The organism is Roseofilum sp. KMC-1, from assembly GCF_057802075.1.
Genome location: NZ_CM173605.1, coordinates 4,793,107 through 4,811,510, shown reverse-complemented (window position 1 = coordinate 4,811,510; position 18,404 = coordinate 4,793,107). Strand labels below are relative to the sequence as shown.

Here is an 18,404-nt window from a genome sequence, read left to right as displayed (position 1 = left end):
AGAAAACAGTCTGTCCGAAAGTCTGGGAAAACTCTCAGATAGTTTCGGACAAGGAGAAAATTAAATGATTCTCCCTATTGATTTTCCGTAATTCAATGAATATACTGACATAGCAGTAGTCAATTATGAACTTAATGAGAGGATACGGATATGACCACTGACCAGAAGCAATTACTCTTAATTGATGACGATCCCAACCTGATTCTGTTGGTACAAGATTACTTGGAATTCCGGGGATACGAAGTCACCACGGCTGAAAATGGGCAAATTGCGCTGAATCTCTTAGAAGAGACAACCCCAGACATGATCATCTGTGATGTGATGATGCCGGAAATGGATGGTTACCAGTTTGTGGAACAAGTACGGGTCAATGAAAAAACGGCCTGGATTCCCGTTCTATTCCTATCCGCAAAAGGCCAAAGTCAAGACCGGGTGAAAGGATTAAATAAAGGCGCTGATGTCTATATGGTCAAACCCTTTGAACCGGAAGAACTCGTAGCCCAAGTGGAATCATCTCTCAAGCAAGCTTCCCGGATGATGCATCATCCCTACAAAGGAGGTAATAGCGAGGTCAATTTCCCGAAAGTCCCTGAAGATGTGACCTTAACCCCCACAGAGCGTAAAGTCGTCCAGAAAGTAGCCCAAGGGAGTTCTAATCGAGAGATTGCAGAGATTTTAAATGTCAGCCAGCGCACCGTAGAAAGCCATGTGTCCAATATGTTGGGTAAAACCAATTTGCATAACCGCACCGAGTTAGCGCGTTGGGCCATGGAAAATAATCTCGCTTAAGAAGTGATGGGGTTGACCTAATTGATTCTAGAGGGTTGCATCTTTATTGTTTAGGTATCCCAATCCATTTACCTACTCCTCAAAACCACCAGCGAACCATTCCCAATCCAGACTGCCCTGCTTTTCTGTCTTAGAGCGTGACAACAAGATATCATTTCTGATATACTGCTCTAAGCGTCTGTTTGCTGGTGTAACTCAGTTGGTAGAGTAGCTGATTTGTAATCAGCCTGTCAGGAGTTCGAGTCTCCTCACCAGCTTTTGAACTTTGAGTTCATTGCTTTGTATCTGAATTGAAAATCGTTCAGAGGTTTTTGCCCTTTAGAATATCGATCGATAACCTCTTTCGTTAAATTTCAGCATATCCTATGGGCGAACCCTTAATTGAACTGCGCGGCATTTGTCAAACCTTTGGTCAGAGCAAGATATTAGATCACCTGGATCTGACCATTTATAAAGGAGAAGCATTAGGAATTATTGGGCCCTCTGGCACAGGAAAATCAACGATCTTAAGAATTATTGCGGGTTTACATCAGCCCGATGTTGGCGAAATTTATGTCGCCGGACAAAAGCGCGAAGGCTTAGTGGGAGATATCGAAGATCCGATTACAATTGGCATGGTATTTCAGCAGGCTGCTTTGTTTGACTCGTTAACAGTAGGGGAAAATGTCGGCTTTCGACTTTATCAAGAGGGAAAAATCCCTCAGAAGCAAATCCGGGAAATGGTAGAAAAAAAACTGGAATTAGTGGGATTATCAGGAATTAGCGATCGCTTCCCAGCCCAACTTTCTGGAGGAATGCGTAAACGAGTCAGCTTTGCTCGGGCGATTATGGAAAACCCCCAAGATCCTCAAGACCATCCGGAAGTCTTACTCTATGATGAACCCACCGCAGGACTCGATCCCATTGCTTCCACCGTTGTTGAAGACCTAATTCGCTCCCTCAAAGATCAACAAGGAGGGTGTAGTACCTATGTGATGGTGACCCACCAAGATAGCACCATTCGCCGCACGACTGACCGTATTGTGTTTATGTACCAGGGTAAAGTCCAATGGGATGGCAAAATCGCAGAAATTGACCACACGGATAATCCCTATATGCGCCAGTTTGCAGCAGGGAGCTTAGATGGCCCCATTCCCGTCATCAGTTAAGATAAAGCTGATACGGTGCTGGAGTCAGTAAAAACCATCATGCGTCAACGGACAATTCGAGAAGGTTCAGTCGGGTTACTTATCTTAGCAGGGGTGGGACTTTTTGGAGGTCTCATCCTTTGGTTGCGGGGGGCGACCTTCGGTAAACCTACTTACTCCATGATTGTGGAATTTGAAAACATCGAAGGAATGCAAATTGGGGCCGATGTTCGATATCGTGGGGTCGAAGTCGGTTCTGTGGCTGCTATTAATCCGGGATCGAATGGGGTTGAAGTCACCCTTAATATTCATCAAGCGAATTTGGTGATGCCCAAAAATGTAGTCATCGAAGCGAATCAAGCGGGTTTAGTCGGTTCTACTTCTATTGATATTATTCCTTTATCATCCGTGCCTGCCAATATGACTTCTGCTGTGGGGAGTTCATGCGATCGCCAAGTGGTCATCTGTGAGGGGACTCGACTTCCTGGGCAAATTGGAGTGAGTTATGTGGAACTCCTACGCAAAGGACTAGAGATGGCCGAACTTTTTAGTTCGGAAGAATTTTATACTCGTCTGATCTCCACCTTAGAAGGAGCAACCACGGCGGCTGAACAATTCACAGTTCTGAGCGCTGAACTCACACAACTGACCACCCTGGCTAAGGGAGAAATCAGTAATATTTCTAATACTACCCAATCCGTAGGTGCAGCAGCCGATCAAATTCGCCAATCTACTCTGCAAGCGACCACCCAATTTACAGAAAGTAGCGCTAAACTCACTAGCCAAGTAGAAAGCACGAGTGCTGAACTGAGAACAGCGCTACAAAATATGAATGGTTTGATTGCCCAAAACCGCACTAATATTACCAACACTCTGACTAATTTAGAGCGCACTTCAGAGGAGATGAAAACGGCTGTATCGACGTTAACTCCGATTCTCAATCAAGTGCAACAAGGAGAGTTAATTAATAATCTAGAAACCCTTTCAGCTAATGCTGCTCAAGCTTCTGCCAATCTCAAAGATTTATCCGATCAAATCAATAATCCCACTACCTTATTAATGCTCCAGCAAACTTTAGATTCAGCCCGATCGACATTTCAAAATGCCCAAAAAATCACCTCAGATATGGATGATCTGATCGGCGATCCCCAATTTCGTGAAAATATTCGTAATTTGGTTAATAGTCTTGGTCAATTAGTATCTTCTACAGAAAGGCTGGAAGAACAAGCCCAAATTGCTCAGGTTTTAGAGCCAATCAAAACCCAAATTGAATCACCAGAGTTTCAGCAATGGGAAGCATCAAATGTTCCTGAGTTAACGGACTGGAATCTAGCCCAGGATACCGACTCCAATCTGAAAACCGATTTTAAGATTGAACCTAAAATCTTGTTTGAGCTTCATCCAGGGTTTCCCTTGCCTAATTTTTCATCTTCAACGCCACCAATTGATTTTGATCCATAGGAGAGGGGGAGATACGGAGAAAAGAAGATTACCATTGCTCTTGGTAAGAGGTCAATTACTGGCCATCTCTGCGTCCTAATTCATAGACTCCACAAGCGACGCAGGCTAATAATCCCATGCTAATCCCCCAACTTTTCCCTAATGTTGCTTCTACAGCCCAGTTAAATAAAGCACCGAAGAGCAGAAAGGGAATGATACTAAATAGGGAGGCATAAAAGGAGTTTTGCGCTTCCCGATTTTCCCTGGTGCGCTCGAACTCTTCGACTGAGGTATAGAGACTGCGTTCAGCAAAGTTAAACCACCGAGTCAGTTGCAGCATAATCCAATCTCCAAGGGGAGAAAAGCCTAAGTAAAGACCCAGAGACCAAAGGGTGGTTCCGGCGATTGCCGTTGTATCGAGCGAAAAGGAGAAGGGGAAAATATCGGTGAACATGAGAACAGGCAGTTTGAGTGCAATTCTACCTAGTGTAATCAATTCTCCAAGGTTTGCATTAAGGATTCAAAAAATAGATTAAAGCTGTAATTGTTAGCCAGAAAACCCCTGCACTTGCGATCGCCGATCGCAATCTTCGGTTATTCTGTTACAGTGTTGCTAATCGACTCTGGGCCTGCGGGTTCCAGCTTGATGTGGAGTGGACTGTCTTTGCATGAAAAAATCCCTGAACCCCCTGATACAAACGGTGAAATTGCCCCTGAAGGCTTTGCTGAAGAGAGCGTCGAACCTAGAGGTAAACCCCACAGGAGACCTCCAGGGGTTCTTAGAAAGTCCCAATACCATTGAACGAAATGTCAGTGGGGTATTGCGGATTGCGGGTTGGGTGTTTCATCGGCGACATGCCATTGAGTCCCTGACCCTGATTCAAGATGAAACTACAGAAGCAACCATTACCTATGGGGAACCCCGTCCCGATGTAGGGCAGGCTTTTATTGATTTTCCCTCGGCTGAAAATAGTGGCTTTGGCTGGAATTTACCCATTGAACCCAATTTTTCTGGGGAGATTGCCATTAAGATTATGGCCAAGTTGGATAATGGGGATTCGCTCTGTTGTTTTGCCCGTACCATTACGATTCAAAATGTGTACGAGCGTCCCCCAAAGGTGAAGATTTCCCAGATCATTTCTGGGTTTATGACTAAGGTGATTTTGGCTTATAAACAGCGTGGTGGCATTCCCTTATCTCCTGCGGTTTGGATTCGGTTTGTGAAGCGCTATGTTGACCAAACCCAAACTCAGCCCTTTTCAGCCTATTCGACCATTATTCATCCTTGGCAACAGCAAGATCCCTATCAGCGTTGGTTAGACCATAATCGTTTAACGGCTAAGGTGCGGCAGTTGATGGAGGAGTCGGCCCAGAGCTTGGAGAAAACTGGAGTAAAAATTAGTGTGGTGGTTCCGGTTTATAATCCACCGAAGGGCTTTTTAGAAGAAACGATCGCCTCTGTACAAGCACAAATTTACCCCAATTGGGAGTTATGCATCGCGGATGATGCCTCGACTCAACCCCATGTTAAGCAGGTGTTGACCGCCGCCCAAGCCTCCGACCCTCGGATTAAGGTTGTATTTAGAACAGAAAATGGTCATATTGTCAAGGCGACGAATTCAGCATTAGAGGTGGCAACGGGGGAGTATATCGCCCTTTTAGATCATGATGACCTGCTCTCTCCGGATGCGCTTTTGCAGGTAGCTGAATGTGTAGACCAATACCCGGATGTGGATTGGATGTATACAGATGAGGATAAAATTACCCCCACGGGAGAGCGCTACGGGTATCAAATGAAGGGGGTTTGGAGTCCAGAAATGGCGATCGCCCACAATTACACGCACCATTTAGCCGTCATTCGCAAGCGCTTAATTGACGAGGTGGGAGGGTTGCGACCGGGTTTGGAGGGAGCGCAGGATATCGATCTTTACCTGCGGGTGCGGGAAAAAACTACGGTTGACCGGGTGCGTCATATTCCCCATGTTTGTTATCATTGGCGCGTTCATCCGGAAAGCACAGCATCCAAAGGAACACAGAAAACCTATGTATTTGATAGTGCCTATCGAGCGATTTCTGATACCCTGGCGCGGCGCAATTTAAAGGCGAAACCTTTTTTACCGGAATTGGCGACAAAGTATGGGTTATGTTTGCATCAGTTGCAGTGGGATAGCTCGATTTTAGCGGAAAATCCGGTTACTATTGTGATTCCAACCCGCGATCGCACGGAGATCTTATCAGAGTGTATCGCCAGTTTAGAGAAGACCGTAGATCCGCGCTATGTGCAAGTGATTATTGTGGACGATCAGTCTACGGAAGCGAAGACCGAGGAATTTTTCCAATACCTTGTAGGGGCGAAAAATTTTTTGCCCCTACCTGATCCCCTAAAATTAACCTATCAGGTGATTAGAACCCAACGTCCCGACCCCAGTTTAACCGGACGGGAAGGCTTCAATTATTCTCGCTTGGTGAATATTGGCGCTGCCCAGGTGAAAACACCCCTGATGTTGCAGCTTAACAATGATATCACGGCGATCGCCCCCGGTTGGCTCGAAGATATGGTCGGTTGGATGTCCATCGAAGGAGTCGGAGTCGTTGGCGCTCGTCTCCTTTATCCCAATAATACCCTACAACATGCCGGAGTTTGTATCGGCCCCAATGGCGGATTAGCCGGTCATTTATTCCATGGGTTACGCCAAGAAGAATTGGGTTATCTTTTCTATCCCCACACCACGCGCAATGTATCCGCCGTCACTGGAGCCTGCTTGCTTACCTCCACCGAACTTTACCATCAAGTAGGAGGATTTGATGAAGAAAAATTAGGCTTAGAATTGAACGATGTGGACTATTGTTTGCGCGTTCAAGAAACCGGTAAGCGTGTCGTTTATACCCCCCAAGCCACCCTTATCCACCAAGGAAGCGCCTCACGGGGAGATTATTATAATCCCAAAGAACATCTCAATTTCATGGCGCGATATCAGGGTAAGAAAGACCCCTACATTAACCCCAATATTAATATCGACTCCATGGCCATGGACTTAAACCCCCTCCACTATGTCCATAGTCGGCGCATTTCTGGGATTAAAATTCTGCTGGTCACCCACAATTTAGCCCTAGAAGGCGCTCCCTTAATGGCCTATAATTTTGCCAAGCATTTTGTCGAGTCAGGAGAATGCCAAGTTAAGGTTGTTTCTCTGGTTGATGGGCCGTTACGCAATGATTATGAGAGCTTAAATATTCCCGTCAAACTGATAGAAGATAATTTGCAACGGGTGGATAATAGCCTAGAAACCTACCATCAGCGCCTCCGGCAGGTGGGAGAAGTCCTAGATATGACTGAGTTCGATCTGGTGATGTCCAATACCATGGTCGGATTCTGGGGCATAGAATTAGCCCAACTCTTTGGCTTACCCAGTATTTGGCATATCCATGAAAGTTGTACGATTGAGCGCAGTTTACGCAACTTTTTTGGCGACTCTCCCCCACAAGTGATGCGCGGTGTATTGGAGGGTTGTTTTCAGAATGCCTCGCGGGTGATTTTTGTGGCGGATGCGACGCGGGCAATTTTCCACGATCTCGATATTCATGGCCGTTTTCGCACTATTCCCGGAGGCATGGATTTAGGAAAAATAGCTGAGTTTCGCCAAAGGAATAGTAAGTCCTATTTACGGCAAAAATATGGAATTTCGGAGGAAAAAACGGTAATTTCAGTGATTGGCACGACTTGCGAGCGTAAGGGACAGCATATTTTCTTAGAGGCGATTAAACAGTTAGAACATAATTATCCTGCCTCGAAGTTTAAAGATCTAGAGTTTTTGATTGTGGGGACTCGCGAGATTATCTATCTGGATTATTTGCGTCAGGTGCAAGAGCGGCTGAAATTGGATTATGTGAAAATGTACCCGGAAACGCGCTATGTATTTGACTTTTTTGGCTTGACGGATATTTTTGTCTGTACGAGTTTTGAGGAGTCTTTTCCGAGGGTGATTTTAGAGGCGATGGCGTTTGAGCTAAAGATTGTTAGTACGAATGTGTTTGGGATACCGGAGATGATCGGCGATCGCCACGAGGGGTATTTGGTGCGTCCTGGCGATCCAGAGGCGTTAGCCCATGTCTTGGTGGAGGCGATCGATACTGACTACGCCAACCGTCTACGCGGTAATGCTTATGCGCGAGTCAATCGCCTATTTGACAACCAGAAACAGTTACCCAAACATCTGGAAATGGTGAAAGAAGTCGTCTTGCAATATGAATAAATCTTTTGAGAGTCCCCAGCTTATACAGACGATTGAAGAGGCGTGAATAAACCCATCATGTTATGGGACTTCATCAAATACGGGAGGCCAAATTTCGGCGATCGCCAATTCCCAACCGGGGAGGAGTTCCGGAATAATCAAGGTATCCTCATTGGTGAGAACTAGGGGTTCACTATTGGGACGATAAACCGTCACGGTCAAATTTTTGGGGTCAACTAAAATACCGACTTGAGAGCCTAATTCTAGGAATTTCTTCAGTTTTTTCACCAGGGGTTTAATATGATCTGAGGCTGACCTGACTTCAATCGCCAAATCGGGTACAATTTCCGCAAATGCACGGGGAGCTTGGCGCATTTTTTGAGCCGGAACAAAGGAAACATCCGGGCCGCGCAGGTTGCCATCAGGTAGGCGAAATCCGGCGGAAGAACCGGTAACATAACCTAGCGATCGGGGAATCACCCAATTTTGCAAGAAAAATACTAATCGGGCAATAATAACTTCGGAAACGTAATCGGATAATCCCATGATAATAATTTTACCATCTACTAATTCTGTCTGATAGTCCAGATGGGCATCGGTTAATTGGGTTTGCAGTTTTTCAAGGTCTTCAACAGTGAGAGACATAAATGGGTAATGGGTCATGAGGAAAATTGGTATTATTCTAGCAACTTATAACCCAAATTTGGGATACTTGCGAAAACAAATTGAGTCTTTAAAAGGGCAAACTTGGCAAGATTGGATATGTTATGTGGTTGACGATCGCTCCTCTGAAGAGTGCCAAATTCAGATTAAAGCGCTGATTGCAGGCGATCGCCGTTTTCAGTTCTATCCCTACTCAGAAAATGTGGGTTCCTATCATAACTTTGAACGGGGATTACAGTTGTGCGTAGGCGATCCGAGTTTGGAGGCGATCGCCTGTTGCGATCAGGATGATATTTGGTTATCCGATAAATTAGAGCGTCAATGGCAGGCTTTAGAGTCAGAATCAGCCCTCTTAGTCCATTCTGACCTAGAGCTGATCGACCCACAAGACCAAACCCGCCATGATTCTGCTTGGCAGTTTGAGAAAAGAGCGCCCCAAAACCTCAGCCCCCAACTGCTCCTCCTCCGCAACACCCTCACCGGATGCACGATGATGTTTCGTCCTCAACTGCTGTCGCTGCTGCTGCCCTTTCCTGCCCGAAATGGGGGCGACTGGTATCATGATTGGTGGATTGCTCTGATTGCTTCCCATCAGGGCAAAATCGCTCATATTCCCCATCCCCTGGTGCGATACCGCATCCATGAGACGAATACGGTGGGAGTGGTGCAAAATGCGGGGACTCTTGCCCAGGAAGTGATGACAGGATGGCAAAAAGTAGGAAAAATGACGGGTAGGAGCTATATCACCCATTGTAATTTGAACCAGGCCTTGTGCGATCGCCTCAACCTCAGCTCCCAAGATGTGGCGAATAATCCCTTTGGCGATCGCCCTCTCAATTTCGGCTTGCCCATCCTACAACTCGGCTGGCGCAGTTGGCAAGCCGGTTATGGTTCCCAAGGGATCGCCCTACGAGTTTTTGTTCATAAATGCCGCAAAGATGTTAAAAGATTATTTAAGCAGGGATAGGTCTAGCCTTCTCAATAACTATCAATAACCGGTTTATGGTGGATTACCTGATTATAGGAGCGCAAAAAAGTGGGACAACTTCCCTCTATCATCATCTGATTGAACATCCAGGGATCAGTCCAGCGACAGAAAAAGAACTCCATTTCTTTAGCTTACACTTTGACCGGGGAATTCCCTGGTATGAGTCCCAGTTTCCGCAACCGGGAGTCAAAGGAGAAGCAAGTCCCTATTATCTCTATCATCCCTTAGTTCCCCAACGGGTTCAACAATGTTATCCCAATGTGAAACTGATTGTGCTATTGCGAGATCCTCTCAAACGGGCCATTTCCCATTACTATCATGAGGTACGATGGGGATTTGAATCTTTAGGATTAGAAGCGGCGATCGCCAGTGAACCCCAGCGACTAGAAACAGAAGTGGCAAAAATCCAAGCCAATCCCCTGTATCATAGCTTTAACCATCGCCATTACAGTTATTTAGACCGAGGAATCTACCTCGATCAACTGCTCCGTTGGTACGAATATTTCCCCCCGGAACAGTTCTTAATTTTACTCGCTGAAGACTTTTACAGCCATCCCCAGGCGATCGTCAATCAAGTTTATGAATTTCTGCAATTACCGCCCTACGATCTCAAAGAAACCCCCGTTTATGATGCGGGAGACTACCCCGACATTTCCCCCCAACTCTATCAACAGCTCACCGACTACTTTACCCCTCACAACCAGCGTTTATCTGCCTATCTTCGTCAACCCTTACCTTGGACTATGACTAAATCATCCAGCCCCATTGACTATGAAGGTGCTTGGGATCAATACGCCCAAACTTGGACATCTACCGATCCAAACTATCAACATATTGGTGATGAGTGGATCGGCAAACAAGCAGGAGCAGCGTCTTCCCTCTCTGAATACGAACAGTTAATCGAAACCCATTTAATCGCACCTTACATTCAATCCGGCGATCGCGTCCTCGAAATAGGCATTGGTGGCGGTAAAACAGCCGCCCTATTATTAAAATATTGCCAAGAATTAATTTGTGCCGACATTTCCGCCCAAATGCTCAAAGCCACCCAAGAAAGATTAGGAACTGAAAAAACATCCTACATCAAACTGAATGGACTCACCCTAGAAGGCATCGAACCCGCCAGCATTGATGTCTGTTTCTGTTACGATACCCTGGTTCACATCGAGCCGCGAGATATTTATAACTATCTCGTTCAAATCCCCCCCCTTTTACGCGGCAGACGGCTCTGTTTATTCCATCATAGTAACATCCTTTCCCCTCTCGGATGGGAAAAATTCCTCAACGATTATCCCCATAATCTCCTCGGAAAACGAGATGGAACCGCATTCTCTATCATGACCAATGAAATCATGGAAAAATTCCTCACCACCTTGGGCTATGAAATCTTAGAACAAAATACGGAATTAGTCCCCAGAGACTGTATTTGGATCTGTCGCGCTCCCGAACAATAATGACAGCAATTTTCGCTCTATATGAGGTCTACGATCCCCCCTTACCCCCCTTAAAAAGGGGGGAATAAGCAAGTCCCCCTTTTTAAGGGGGATTTAGGGGGATCAAAACCTGCCCCATCCCATCGCTAAAGTGCTGTAATCAACCTTATCTATCCAACCGTTCATTAACCTACATGAAAATTCTATTTTTACACCCCAATTTCCCCGCCCAATTCCGCCATTTAGCCAACGTTTTTGGCAGCGATCCCAATAACGAAGTCGTGTTCATCACCAAAAATGAACGCCCCGAATGGGTCATTCCCGGAGTACGAAAAGTTCTCTTTAATCCCAGTCGAGAACCCAGAGCAGAAACCCATCACTATGTTCGCCCCTTAGAAAGCGCCGTTTTATATGGTCAAAGTGTTTATCGTGCAGCAGAAAAACTCAGAGCAGAAGGATTTATTCCCGATATTATCTATGGCCATTCTGGATGGGGGCCGACCTTATTTTTAAAAGAAGTTTTCCCCGAATCTCCCCTAATCTGTTACTACGAATGGTTTTATCATGCCAGGGGAAGCGATGCCGATTTTGACCCTTCAGAACCTCTTTCTGCTGATGATTTGTGTCGCATTCGGATTAAAAATGCTTCCATTTTACAAGACCTATACAACTGTGATTGGGGGGTGTGCCCGACCCAGTGGCAAAAGTCTCAATTTCCGCCAGAATTTCAAGGTAAACTATCCGTTATTTTTGATGGTATTGATACGGACTATTTTAAGCCTAATCCAGACGCAAAACTAAAATTTACGGGTGAAGGATATAGTAAAAACATCGAGCCACTAGACTTATCCGGAGTCGATGAAATTGTCACCTATGCTACCAGGGGAATGGAACCCTATCGCGGCTTTCCCCAGTTCATGGAATCGATTATTTATCTTCAGGAACAGCGCCCTAATTGCCATGTAGTGATAGTGGGAGAAGACCGGGTTTGTTATGGGAAATCTTTACCCAATGGCAAAACCTATAAACAGGCGATGTTAGAGCGCCTAAATTTAGATATGTCACGGGTACATTTTACCGGCCCTTTGCCCTATGGACTCTATTTACAGGTTCTTCAAGCCTCTTCGGTTCGAGTCTATTTAACCCGACCCTTTGTGTTATCTTGGTCGATGGTGGAATCCTTAGCCACGGGATGTTTAGTCATTGGTTCCGATACGGCTCCGGTACGGGAGATGATCCGGGATGGAGAGAATGGTTTGCTGGTGGATTTTTTCTCACCGAAAGAGATTGCTAAACGGGTGGGTGAGGCTTTAGATCATCCCGAACAAATGGCTCCTTTACGGCAAAAGGCGAGGGAGTTAATTGTGGAGCAATATGCGCTCAAGGATTTATTACCCAAGCATGTTCAAATTGTGGAAAATGTGGCTAAGGGTAATTTGCCCAATGCCAATGGAGATGGATTTACTCCACAGATGAAGGCGTATATGCAGAATGGTAATCCGAAATCCTCGAAGGGTAAGAAGAAGAAATCTAAGGGGTTTGCTCTGCCGTAAATCAATTAAAAATTAAAAATTTTCATGTCGGCGACAGCCGAAAAAATTAAAAATTGATGGTCACATCGTAGGGTGGGCAGGGAAAGAGGGGTGGTTGAATAACATCGCTTATCCTCCTGCCCACCCTAAATCAGTTATGATACGTCATTGCGAATGCAGCGCCAGCAGAATGAAGCAATCTCGATCATCTCGGAATCTCGGCGATTGCTTCCCTGCGGTCGCAATGACAAGTCTTTAACCGGATTTGATTTCACCACACCTCGTTCCCCACAGCTACACCACTGTCTTAACCTCTCAGTTAATACTGTAATCGTCCTGATTTTAACATCGAGTAAACTCACCCTTTTTGTTATAGAATTAAAATCTGTGCTGACTGTAGTTTGTCATGAATCATCCCTCTCCTGCTGAATTTTCGACTTCCGATCGCCTCGGCTGTTTATCTGCTGAAGAAACCGATGCTTTTTTGCAAAGCGTGCAAGAGCAAATGGTGGCGGGACAGTTTGATAGTGGCGATCGCCAAGTTTTACAGCAAATGGTAGAATGCTTAGGCGACCCTAGGGGGATGGTGCGCCTCAGCTTTGCAGAAACCATCGGCAAAAGTATTGGTACACCCGCCACCCCAGTATTATTAGAAGCTCTGCGACATCATGCTAACCCCGTGGTACGACGAGCTGCCGCCAAAACCTTAACCCTAATTGCCGATCCCACCGCCGTTCCCACCTTGGTAGAAGCCCTGCTCAATGATGATGATATGGTGGTTAAAGGCTCTTCTGTAGGCGCTTTAGCGAGAACTGGTGAGGTAGCCGTTCCTGCTCTGTTGGAGATCTTAGCCGATGCCAACCATCCCGAAAATTATAAGGGATTAGTGGGTTGGGCGTTGGCTTTTATTGGCTCAGAAGCCAAGGATTTAGTCTATCAACAAATGGCTTCTGAGTCCCCAGAAGTGCGAGCAGCAGTGGTGGAAGTGATGATGCAGGTGGTGCAAGAAAACCGTGAAAATGGCGATCGCACCACCGATGGAGAACACAATCGCGAACTGGAATTATTATTACAGAGCTTAAACGATCCCGCTTCTATCGTCCGTTGTGAAGCCGCCACCGCATTAGGCAACTTAAAATATACTGATGGCATTCCTCAACTCTTAGAACTCCTGCAACATTCAGATCCAGAAAGCCGGAAAAGTGCCGCCCTATCCCTGATGAAAATTGGCGATCTGAGGGCGATAGAACCCTTGCAAACCGCCTTAACTCAGGAAAGTGAAGCCTCTGTTATCCAAGTGATTAAACTGGCAATTACTAAACTAGAAAATAGTACCCCAGAAGATAATGATTGGGAGGATTGAGTCGTTAATCTCCCTTTTTCTAGAGAATAGACACCTGTTCTAAAGAATGACTAATCTTATCAGCAATTCCAGCAATCCAAGCTTCATCTTGTTGCGTATAACTGCGCGGTGCATTCGCACCTAAAATCATCACGCCATTCTCTCCCAAAGGTTGACAAATCACCCCTTGAGTGTTCTCAGGTAAATAATCAAATTCAATTTTGCCCGGATAAATATTCAGATTAACTAAATAAACGGGTTTGCCTTTATCAAGAACTCGTTGCACAATTGGCCCCGGTTTAACCTCAGACTTAGAGCCTAAAATCCCTCGGCGCAGAATTACTTGACCTTGATAATAAATAACCAGCGATCGCCCTGCTGTATTGGTGAGCAATAATTGGGAAGCCCAAGCTAACTCAGTTTTCACAAAATCCGGTAAATCAGGAGAGAGTTCAAATCCTTCTTCGCCGACTAATTGTACCCGCTCTGGAGGAACCGGTTGAATCTGTTGCCAGAGTAATCCCGTTAAAATTAACATCGCACAAATTATCACTCCGAGAACATCAGAACGGCCTTGGGAAGGGGTTAACTCTGGCGTAAAAAGCCGATTCACCATCAATAGAGTCCCCCCGATTATGCCGACAAGAATTGGCAAAAGTCGTAAAAATGAGTTGCGATCGCTGCGTTTGCTAGTCAAGATAATTAAAACAACAATAAAATACGAGTTGTATGACAATAAGGTTTAGGTAATGATAAAAGTATAACTCAAAGGTTCATTTTCTTCATTTTCAACGGATCTATCTCTATGGCTAGAACTCGATTTGTGGTTTGTCGGCTGATGCTCCATTTAGCGGGAGATCAAATTGCACCTTTGCTCGGTGTGTTAAATGAAAAAGCACAAGATGCCATTGATGCAGAAGGAAATTTAGGGGTTTTGGGTGAGGGGTTGGTGGAGATTGCCGAAGCTTTGCTACAATATGAATCCTATTGGCGATCGGCAGCTAATGAAGGGGATGTAATGGGGAAGGAAGCAGAAGCAGCCGATTATGTACAAGAGTTGTTTACGGATTCCGCCCAGCGCTATTTAAGTCAGCCAGATTTAGGGGATGATGAAGATGAGGACGATCTGCTGGCGTTGCCAGTTACGGAGAATATTGTGGTAATGATTACGATCGCCTTTGAAGGAGAATCCCCCGATCTAGAAACCGATTTAGCCAGCTTCAGCGCCCTACAGCAGGGATTAAAAGCGATGATTAATCTCCATTATCAAGACCGATTGCGGGCGATTCAAGTACATTTCTCTCCCGCTCGATTGGGCGATCGCCTCACCAACGATCAATTACTACTCAATTTCTCTGAACTAATCCCCCTCTAGTTCATGGCACAATAACCTTATTGATTTCATTGCATAACATCACCGGATTTAATTCTTATGTGGCGTAAATTCTTAACTGTCTTTCTCTGTTTTACCCTACTGCTCACCACAACCGCTTGTGGCGACTCATCCAAGCAAACGGTGAGTTCCACGCAAACCGTAAACGCTCCTGTGCGTAATCCCGTCTCTAGTGGAGAATATCCCGTACAACAAGCCACCTATGATGATGGCACGGGCGAATATAGCTTAATGTTACTGAATACTCCCCCAGGGACTGGCCCCCTATTTCGCACCACGGATGTACAGATGGCACAGCTCACTAATGAGCAAATTCAAGCCGGAAAAAGCACTTATGCTCAAATTGAGGGCGATCGCGCTACCCTCTATATGACTCCAGATTTTCAAATCCAGTATGTTCATAATGTCACCGAAGAGCGCACTAACCCACAAACCGGACAAACCGAAACCGTCATTGTCCGTCGAGAGTCTAATTTTTGGACACCCTTTGCTGGTGCATTAGCAGGACAAGTCGTTGCCAATATGCTCTTTAGCCCCAGCTATTATGTGCCCCCTATTTATCAACCCGGTGTCGTGATGACGGGTTATGGTGGCTATGGCAGTACCTATAGCCAAGCCGTAAGTAGCTATCAAAGCCGCTATAATCAACCGCCAGCCGCCGTTAAAAATCGTCAAACTCTACGCACCACTGGAAATCTGCGCTCCCCCAGCACCACCACCAACCGCCAACCCAATTCCACTAATGCCAATCGCTCCACAGGTTCCGGCTATGGTGGTTCTAATTTGCGCTCGTCTGGCAATTCCCAACCCAAGGAGCGCAAACCCAGTTTTGGCAGTGGTGGAGCCTCTCGTCGCTCTTCTGGATTTGGTAGTGGGAGCAGAAGACGGCGTTAAAATGGGTGATATGGCCCCATCAACTCCCCAATTGTTTCAACGCTTCTAGGGCGCGTTGAAAATTCATCACATCCGCTTGAGTATCAAACAGGGTCGCCGCTTGTTGTAAATCGGCGATCGCCCCTTGCTGATCCCCAATACGAGACCGGGCTAACCCCCGGTTTCCGTAAATAAACGCATTCTCAGGCTCCAATTCTATCGCTTGACTATAATCGGCGATCGCCTCCTGCCATTCTTCTTTCCCCGCAGAGCGATTGCCCCGATTAAGATAAGCCAGAGCCAGATTTAACATCAACGTCGAATTATGGGAATCCCCATAAGAAATCACCCCTAATTTTTCCGCCACTAGCCCCCTCACATCGCCCCGATTTTCATAGATCATAGCCATATTTTCAGGTAAATTGATCGGGGATGAATCATCCGATAACACCTCATACTCAATCCCCTCCCGATCAACCACCTGGGCAGACAGTTCAGATCCTCGATCCCTAGCCAATAAACCCACAGCCTCTTCATACACCTGAATCGCCTCCGAGTAGCGCTGGAGTCGTTGCAACAAATGACCTTGCAATTCTTGTAGATGAATATCATTCGGAACTAAAGTAATCGCCTGCTCAATCGATTGCAGAGCATCCTCATATCGATTTAACCAAACTAACTCTTCCGCCCGCGCCCGCCAAGCCGGAGCAAACCTACCCTCACTCTCAGTAATCGCTTCTTCAAAAGCCGCTAAAGCCTCATTGTAGCGCTTCTGGAACCTTAACATCATCCCCAAACCATACCAAGCCTGATAAAAAGATTGATCCTGTTGAATCGCCCAATTAAAGGCCAGCATCGCTTCTTCATACTGTTCTAACTGCCACAAATTCATCCCATAATTAAACCAGGCGATCTCATCCGTACTGCTTTCTGGTGTCTTTAAATGTCGCAAGAGAGAAGCTCGAACTTGTTGAACTTCCATCCCATGTAACTGCGGGGGAGGGTTAGAATCTACTTTCAGCCAAGCCAGATCGATCCCAACAGAACCGGCTAACTCTAAAAAAGTCTCAATGGGAATTCCCACCCCATAGCCCAACTTCAGGGGACGAATTTCTCCTTGTTCATCTTCCCTAATTTCCCCTGAACCTCGACCATGAATGCCAATCACATGGCCTTGGGTGTCTAAAATTAATCCCCCACTCATGCCTGGAGCCGTGAGATTAGAATAAACCATCTCATAGCCATAGGTTAGAGATAAAGACTCAACCCCCTGTTGCCGTTGAGTTACTTCTAGGGCCCTTTTGATCTGGGAGTCCTGACTCAGCAATCTCCCGGTAGTTAACAAACGACTGGGAGGACTAGAAACTCGCTTAGGAGTCGAAACCGGCCAACCCGACACAAACACATAATTTAAGTCTTCAGAATTACGCCAATCATAATTGCCTAAAGTGGCCACTTCATAAGGGGTATCACTCTCAAATTCAATAATTGCTAGATCGACACCTTTTATCGGTCGTATTTGTTCTCGGTTAATGGCATAACATTTGCCATCTGGAGCGACCAATTGGTAATTGCTAGGGTTACGGATGACATGCTCGGCTGTTAGCACATAATAGGTAGAGTTATGCTGGCCGATGATGATCCCGGAGCCAATACTTTTAGGGTTAGCAATCAAAACCGTTGTTTCTTGGGCGATCGCATCCATTTGATTAACTAAATTCAGATTAACCCATTCCGGAACCGCCTGGGCAATACGGTGGATAGGAATTCCCCAAGCCACTTCTCTCATTTGATTTTGCCAGCCAGTATCCGGTCGCGAACCATCCTCAAACACATAGGGATTACCCCACAGAGGGTACGCCATCATCCCATTAATACTCACTAATTCTCCCCTTAAATTCAGGACTGGCCCCCCACTCATCCCCTTATAAATATCATTAGTGTACCCAATTTGATATCCCTGTTGCAGAGACTGATTAGGAAGCAGCCTAATTTCCCCTTTGGTTAAGCTTAATTTTTGAGTCTCATCTGAAAACCCAGCCGCAACAACTTTTTCCTGTGTCTTTAAAGTCGCTGACGATCCCAGTTGAGCTACTGGATAATTCTCGGAGGACTGGAATTGTAGTAGTTCTACATCTTGATGATTTAGGGGTAAACCTTTGACCACCCTAGCTGGATAGGTTTTACCATCTGCTGTTTCGATCTCGTACACTGCTCCTGTGGCAACTACATGACGAGTTGTTAGAACCGTGTAAATTGTCCCTTCTCTGTGGATTAAGGTTCCAGACCCCCCAGTTGTGCCTGTTTTGACTTTTACCGTAATGGACTGAGCTAATTTTTTTATTTCAGCATATGATAAATTCAGAACACTAGGAGTAGTGTTACAGAGAGGGTAAGACACTTCATCTTGGAGCAGTTTTAAGGATAGCCCTAGGGATAAACTGCTCAGACCAGCCATCAATACTATCACGAGGCGTTTCATCGTCGATCCACTCCCAATCTATGAGTTACGGTTATCCCACCTTGGCTTGAGTGGGTTTGGTTTACCGAAAAGCACTCCTCTATACCACATAATAGCGTTTATGGGAGTGG

14 protein-coding genes and 1 tRNA gene are annotated in these 18,404 nt (G+C 45.8%); 11 read left to right on the top strand and 4 right to left on the bottom strand.

Going from position 1 to position 18,404, the window contains the following annotated elements; all coding sequences use genetic code 11:
• Window positions 1–150 precede the first annotated feature (150 nt).
• From AC3FZD_RS22050 to AC3FZD_RS22035, 4 genes are all read left to right on the top strand, one after another.
• Entirely contained in the window at window positions 151–789 is a 639-nt protein-coding gene (locus tag AC3FZD_RS22050; protein WP_488738088.1) for a response regulator transcription factor, read from the top strand.
• A gap of 184 nt (window positions 790–973) precedes the next feature.
• Window positions 974–1,046: transfer RNA gene (locus AC3FZD_RS22045), tRNA-Thr, on the top strand.
• A 108-nt stretch (window positions 1,047–1,154) separates the two neighbouring features.
• Window positions 1,155–1,937: an ABC transporter ATP-binding protein gene (locus tag AC3FZD_RS22040; protein ID WP_488738087.1), complete on the top strand. Its 783-nt coding sequence runs from the start codon at window positions 1,155–1,157 to the stop codon at window positions 1,935–1,937.
• A 39-nt stretch (window positions 1,938–1,976) separates the two neighbouring features.
• Window positions 1,977–3,377, top strand: coding sequence for an MlaD family protein (locus AC3FZD_RS22035; protein WP_488738086.1), 1,401 nt, complete (start codon window positions 1,977–1,979; stop codon window positions 3,375–3,377).
• A gap of 55 nt (window positions 3,378–3,432) precedes the next feature.
• On the opposite strand, the gene AC3FZD_RS22030 is transcribed toward AC3FZD_RS22035, so the two are convergent.
• A complete protein-coding gene (locus tag AC3FZD_RS22030) occupies window positions 3,433–3,810 on the bottom strand; it encodes a hypothetical protein (RefSeq protein ID WP_488738085.1) in 378 nt (125 codons plus the stop codon).
• A gap of 214 nt (window positions 3,811–4,024) precedes the next feature.
• Between AC3FZD_RS22030 and AC3FZD_RS22025 the strand changes: the two genes are divergently transcribed.
• Entirely contained in the window at window positions 4,025–7,609 is a 3,585-nt protein-coding gene (locus AC3FZD_RS22025) for a glycosyltransferase (RefSeq protein WP_488738084.1), read from the top strand.
• Between the two features lie 60 nt (window positions 7,610–7,669).
• Here AC3FZD_RS22025 and AC3FZD_RS22020 read toward each other — a convergent pair whose 3' ends face one another.
• Window positions 7,670–8,233, bottom strand: coding sequence for a Uma2 family endonuclease (locus AC3FZD_RS22020; RefSeq protein ID WP_488738083.1), 564 nt, complete (start codon window positions 8,231–8,233; stop codon window positions 7,670–7,672).
• Between the two features lie 16 nt (window positions 8,234–8,249).
• Here AC3FZD_RS22020 and AC3FZD_RS22015 point away from each other — a divergent pair, with 16 nt between their 5' ends.
• From AC3FZD_RS22015 to AC3FZD_RS22000, 4 genes are all read left to right on the top strand, one after another.
• Window positions 8,250–9,218 carry a glycosyltransferase family 2 protein gene (locus AC3FZD_RS22015; RefSeq protein ID WP_488738082.1) on the top strand — a complete coding sequence of 323 codons (969 nt, stop codon included), beginning with the start codon at window positions 8,250–8,252 and terminating at the stop codon, window positions 9,216–9,218.
• A gap of 35 nt (window positions 9,219–9,253) precedes the next feature.
• Window positions 9,254–10,693, top strand: a complete 1,440-nt coding sequence (locus tag AC3FZD_RS22010; protein ID WP_488738081.1) for a sulfotransferase domain-containing protein — start codon at window positions 9,254–9,256, stop codon at window positions 10,691–10,693.
• Window positions 10,694–10,866: 173 nt separating this feature from the next.
• Window positions 10,867–12,225: a glycosyltransferase family 4 protein gene (locus tag AC3FZD_RS22005; protein WP_488738080.1), complete on the top strand. Its 1,359-nt coding sequence runs from the start codon at window positions 10,867–10,869 to the stop codon at window positions 12,223–12,225.
• Window positions 12,226–12,610: 385 nt separating this feature from the next.
• The gene (locus AC3FZD_RS22000) at window positions 12,611–13,567 is read left to right on the top strand and encodes a HEAT repeat domain-containing protein (RefSeq protein WP_488738079.1); all 957 of its coding nucleotides are present in this window, start codon (window positions 12,611–12,613) and stop codon (window positions 13,565–13,567) included.
• Between the two features lie 19 nt (window positions 13,568–13,586).
• On the opposite strand, the gene AC3FZD_RS21995 is transcribed toward AC3FZD_RS22000, so the two are convergent.
• Window positions 13,587–14,243, bottom strand: a complete 657-nt coding sequence (locus AC3FZD_RS21995) for a cofactor assembly of complex C subunit B (RefSeq protein WP_488738078.1) — start codon at window positions 14,241–14,243, stop codon at window positions 13,587–13,589.
• Window positions 14,244–14,351: 108 nt separating this feature from the next.
• On the opposite strand from AC3FZD_RS21995, the gene AC3FZD_RS21990 reads away from it, so the two are divergent.
• The gene (locus tag AC3FZD_RS21990; protein ID WP_488738077.1) at window positions 14,352–14,921 is read left to right on the top strand and encodes a DUF1517 domain-containing protein; all 570 of its coding nucleotides are present in this window, start codon (window positions 14,352–14,354) and stop codon (window positions 14,919–14,921) included.
• A 57-nt stretch (window positions 14,922–14,978) separates the two neighbouring features.
• Window positions 14,979–15,833 carry a hypothetical protein gene (locus tag AC3FZD_RS21985; protein ID WP_488738076.1) on the top strand — a complete coding sequence of 285 codons (855 nt, stop codon included), beginning with the start codon at window positions 14,979–14,981 and terminating at the stop codon, window positions 15,831–15,833.
• 19 nt (window positions 15,834–15,852) lie between these two features.
• Here the strand turns inward: AC3FZD_RS21985 and AC3FZD_RS21980 are convergent, their stop codons facing one another.
• Window positions 15,853–18,294 carry a trypsin-like peptidase domain-containing protein gene (locus AC3FZD_RS21980; protein ID WP_488738075.1) on the bottom strand — a complete coding sequence of 814 codons (2,442 nt, stop codon included), beginning with the start codon at window positions 18,292–18,294 and terminating at the stop codon, window positions 15,853–15,855.
• Window positions 18,295–18,404 lie beyond the last annotated feature (110 nt).

Coding starts and splice junctions, on each gene's coding strand:
- AC3FZD_RS22030 (WP_488738085.1), bottom strand. CDS start 3,810: ATGTTCACCGATATTTTCCCCTTCTCCTTTTCGCTCGATACAACGGCA.
- AC3FZD_RS22015 (WP_488738082.1), top strand. CDS start 8,250: ATGAGGAAAATTGGTATTATTCTAGCAACTTATAACCCAAATTTGGGA.
- AC3FZD_RS22035 (WP_488738086.1), top strand. CDS start 1,977: ATGCGTCAACGGACAATTCGAGAAGGTTCAGTCGGGTTACTTATCTTA.
- AC3FZD_RS22040 (WP_488738087.1), top strand. CDS start 1,155: ATGGGCGAACCCTTAATTGAACTGCGCGGCATTTGTCAAACCTTTGGT.
- AC3FZD_RS21985 (WP_488738076.1), top strand. CDS start 14,979: ATGTGGCGTAAATTCTTAACTGTCTTTCTCTGTTTTACCCTACTGCTC.
- AC3FZD_RS22005 (WP_488738080.1), top strand. CDS start 10,867: ATGAAAATTCTATTTTTACACCCCAATTTCCCCGCCCAATTCCGCCAT.
- AC3FZD_RS22020 (WP_488738083.1), bottom strand. CDS start 8,233: ATGTCTCTCACTGTTGAAGACCTTGAAAAACTGCAAACCCAATTAACC.
- AC3FZD_RS21990 (WP_488738077.1), top strand. CDS start 14,352: ATGGCTAGAACTCGATTTGTGGTTTGTCGGCTGATGCTCCATTTAGCG.
- AC3FZD_RS22000 (WP_488738079.1), top strand. CDS start 12,611: ATGAATCATCCCTCTCCTGCTGAATTTTCGACTTCCGATCGCCTCGGC.
- AC3FZD_RS21980 (WP_488738075.1), bottom strand. CDS start 18,294: ATGAAACGCCTCGTGATAGTATTGATGGCTGGTCTGAGCAGTTTATCC.
- AC3FZD_RS22010 (WP_488738081.1), top strand. CDS start 9,254: ATGGTGGATTACCTGATTATAGGAGCGCAAAAAAGTGGGACAACTTCC.
- AC3FZD_RS22025 (WP_488738084.1), top strand. CDS start 4,025: ATGAAAAAATCCCTGAACCCCCTGATACAAACGGTGAAATTGCCCCTG.
- AC3FZD_RS22050 (WP_488738088.1), top strand. CDS start 151: ATGACCACTGACCAGAAGCAATTACTCTTAATTGATGACGATCCCAAC.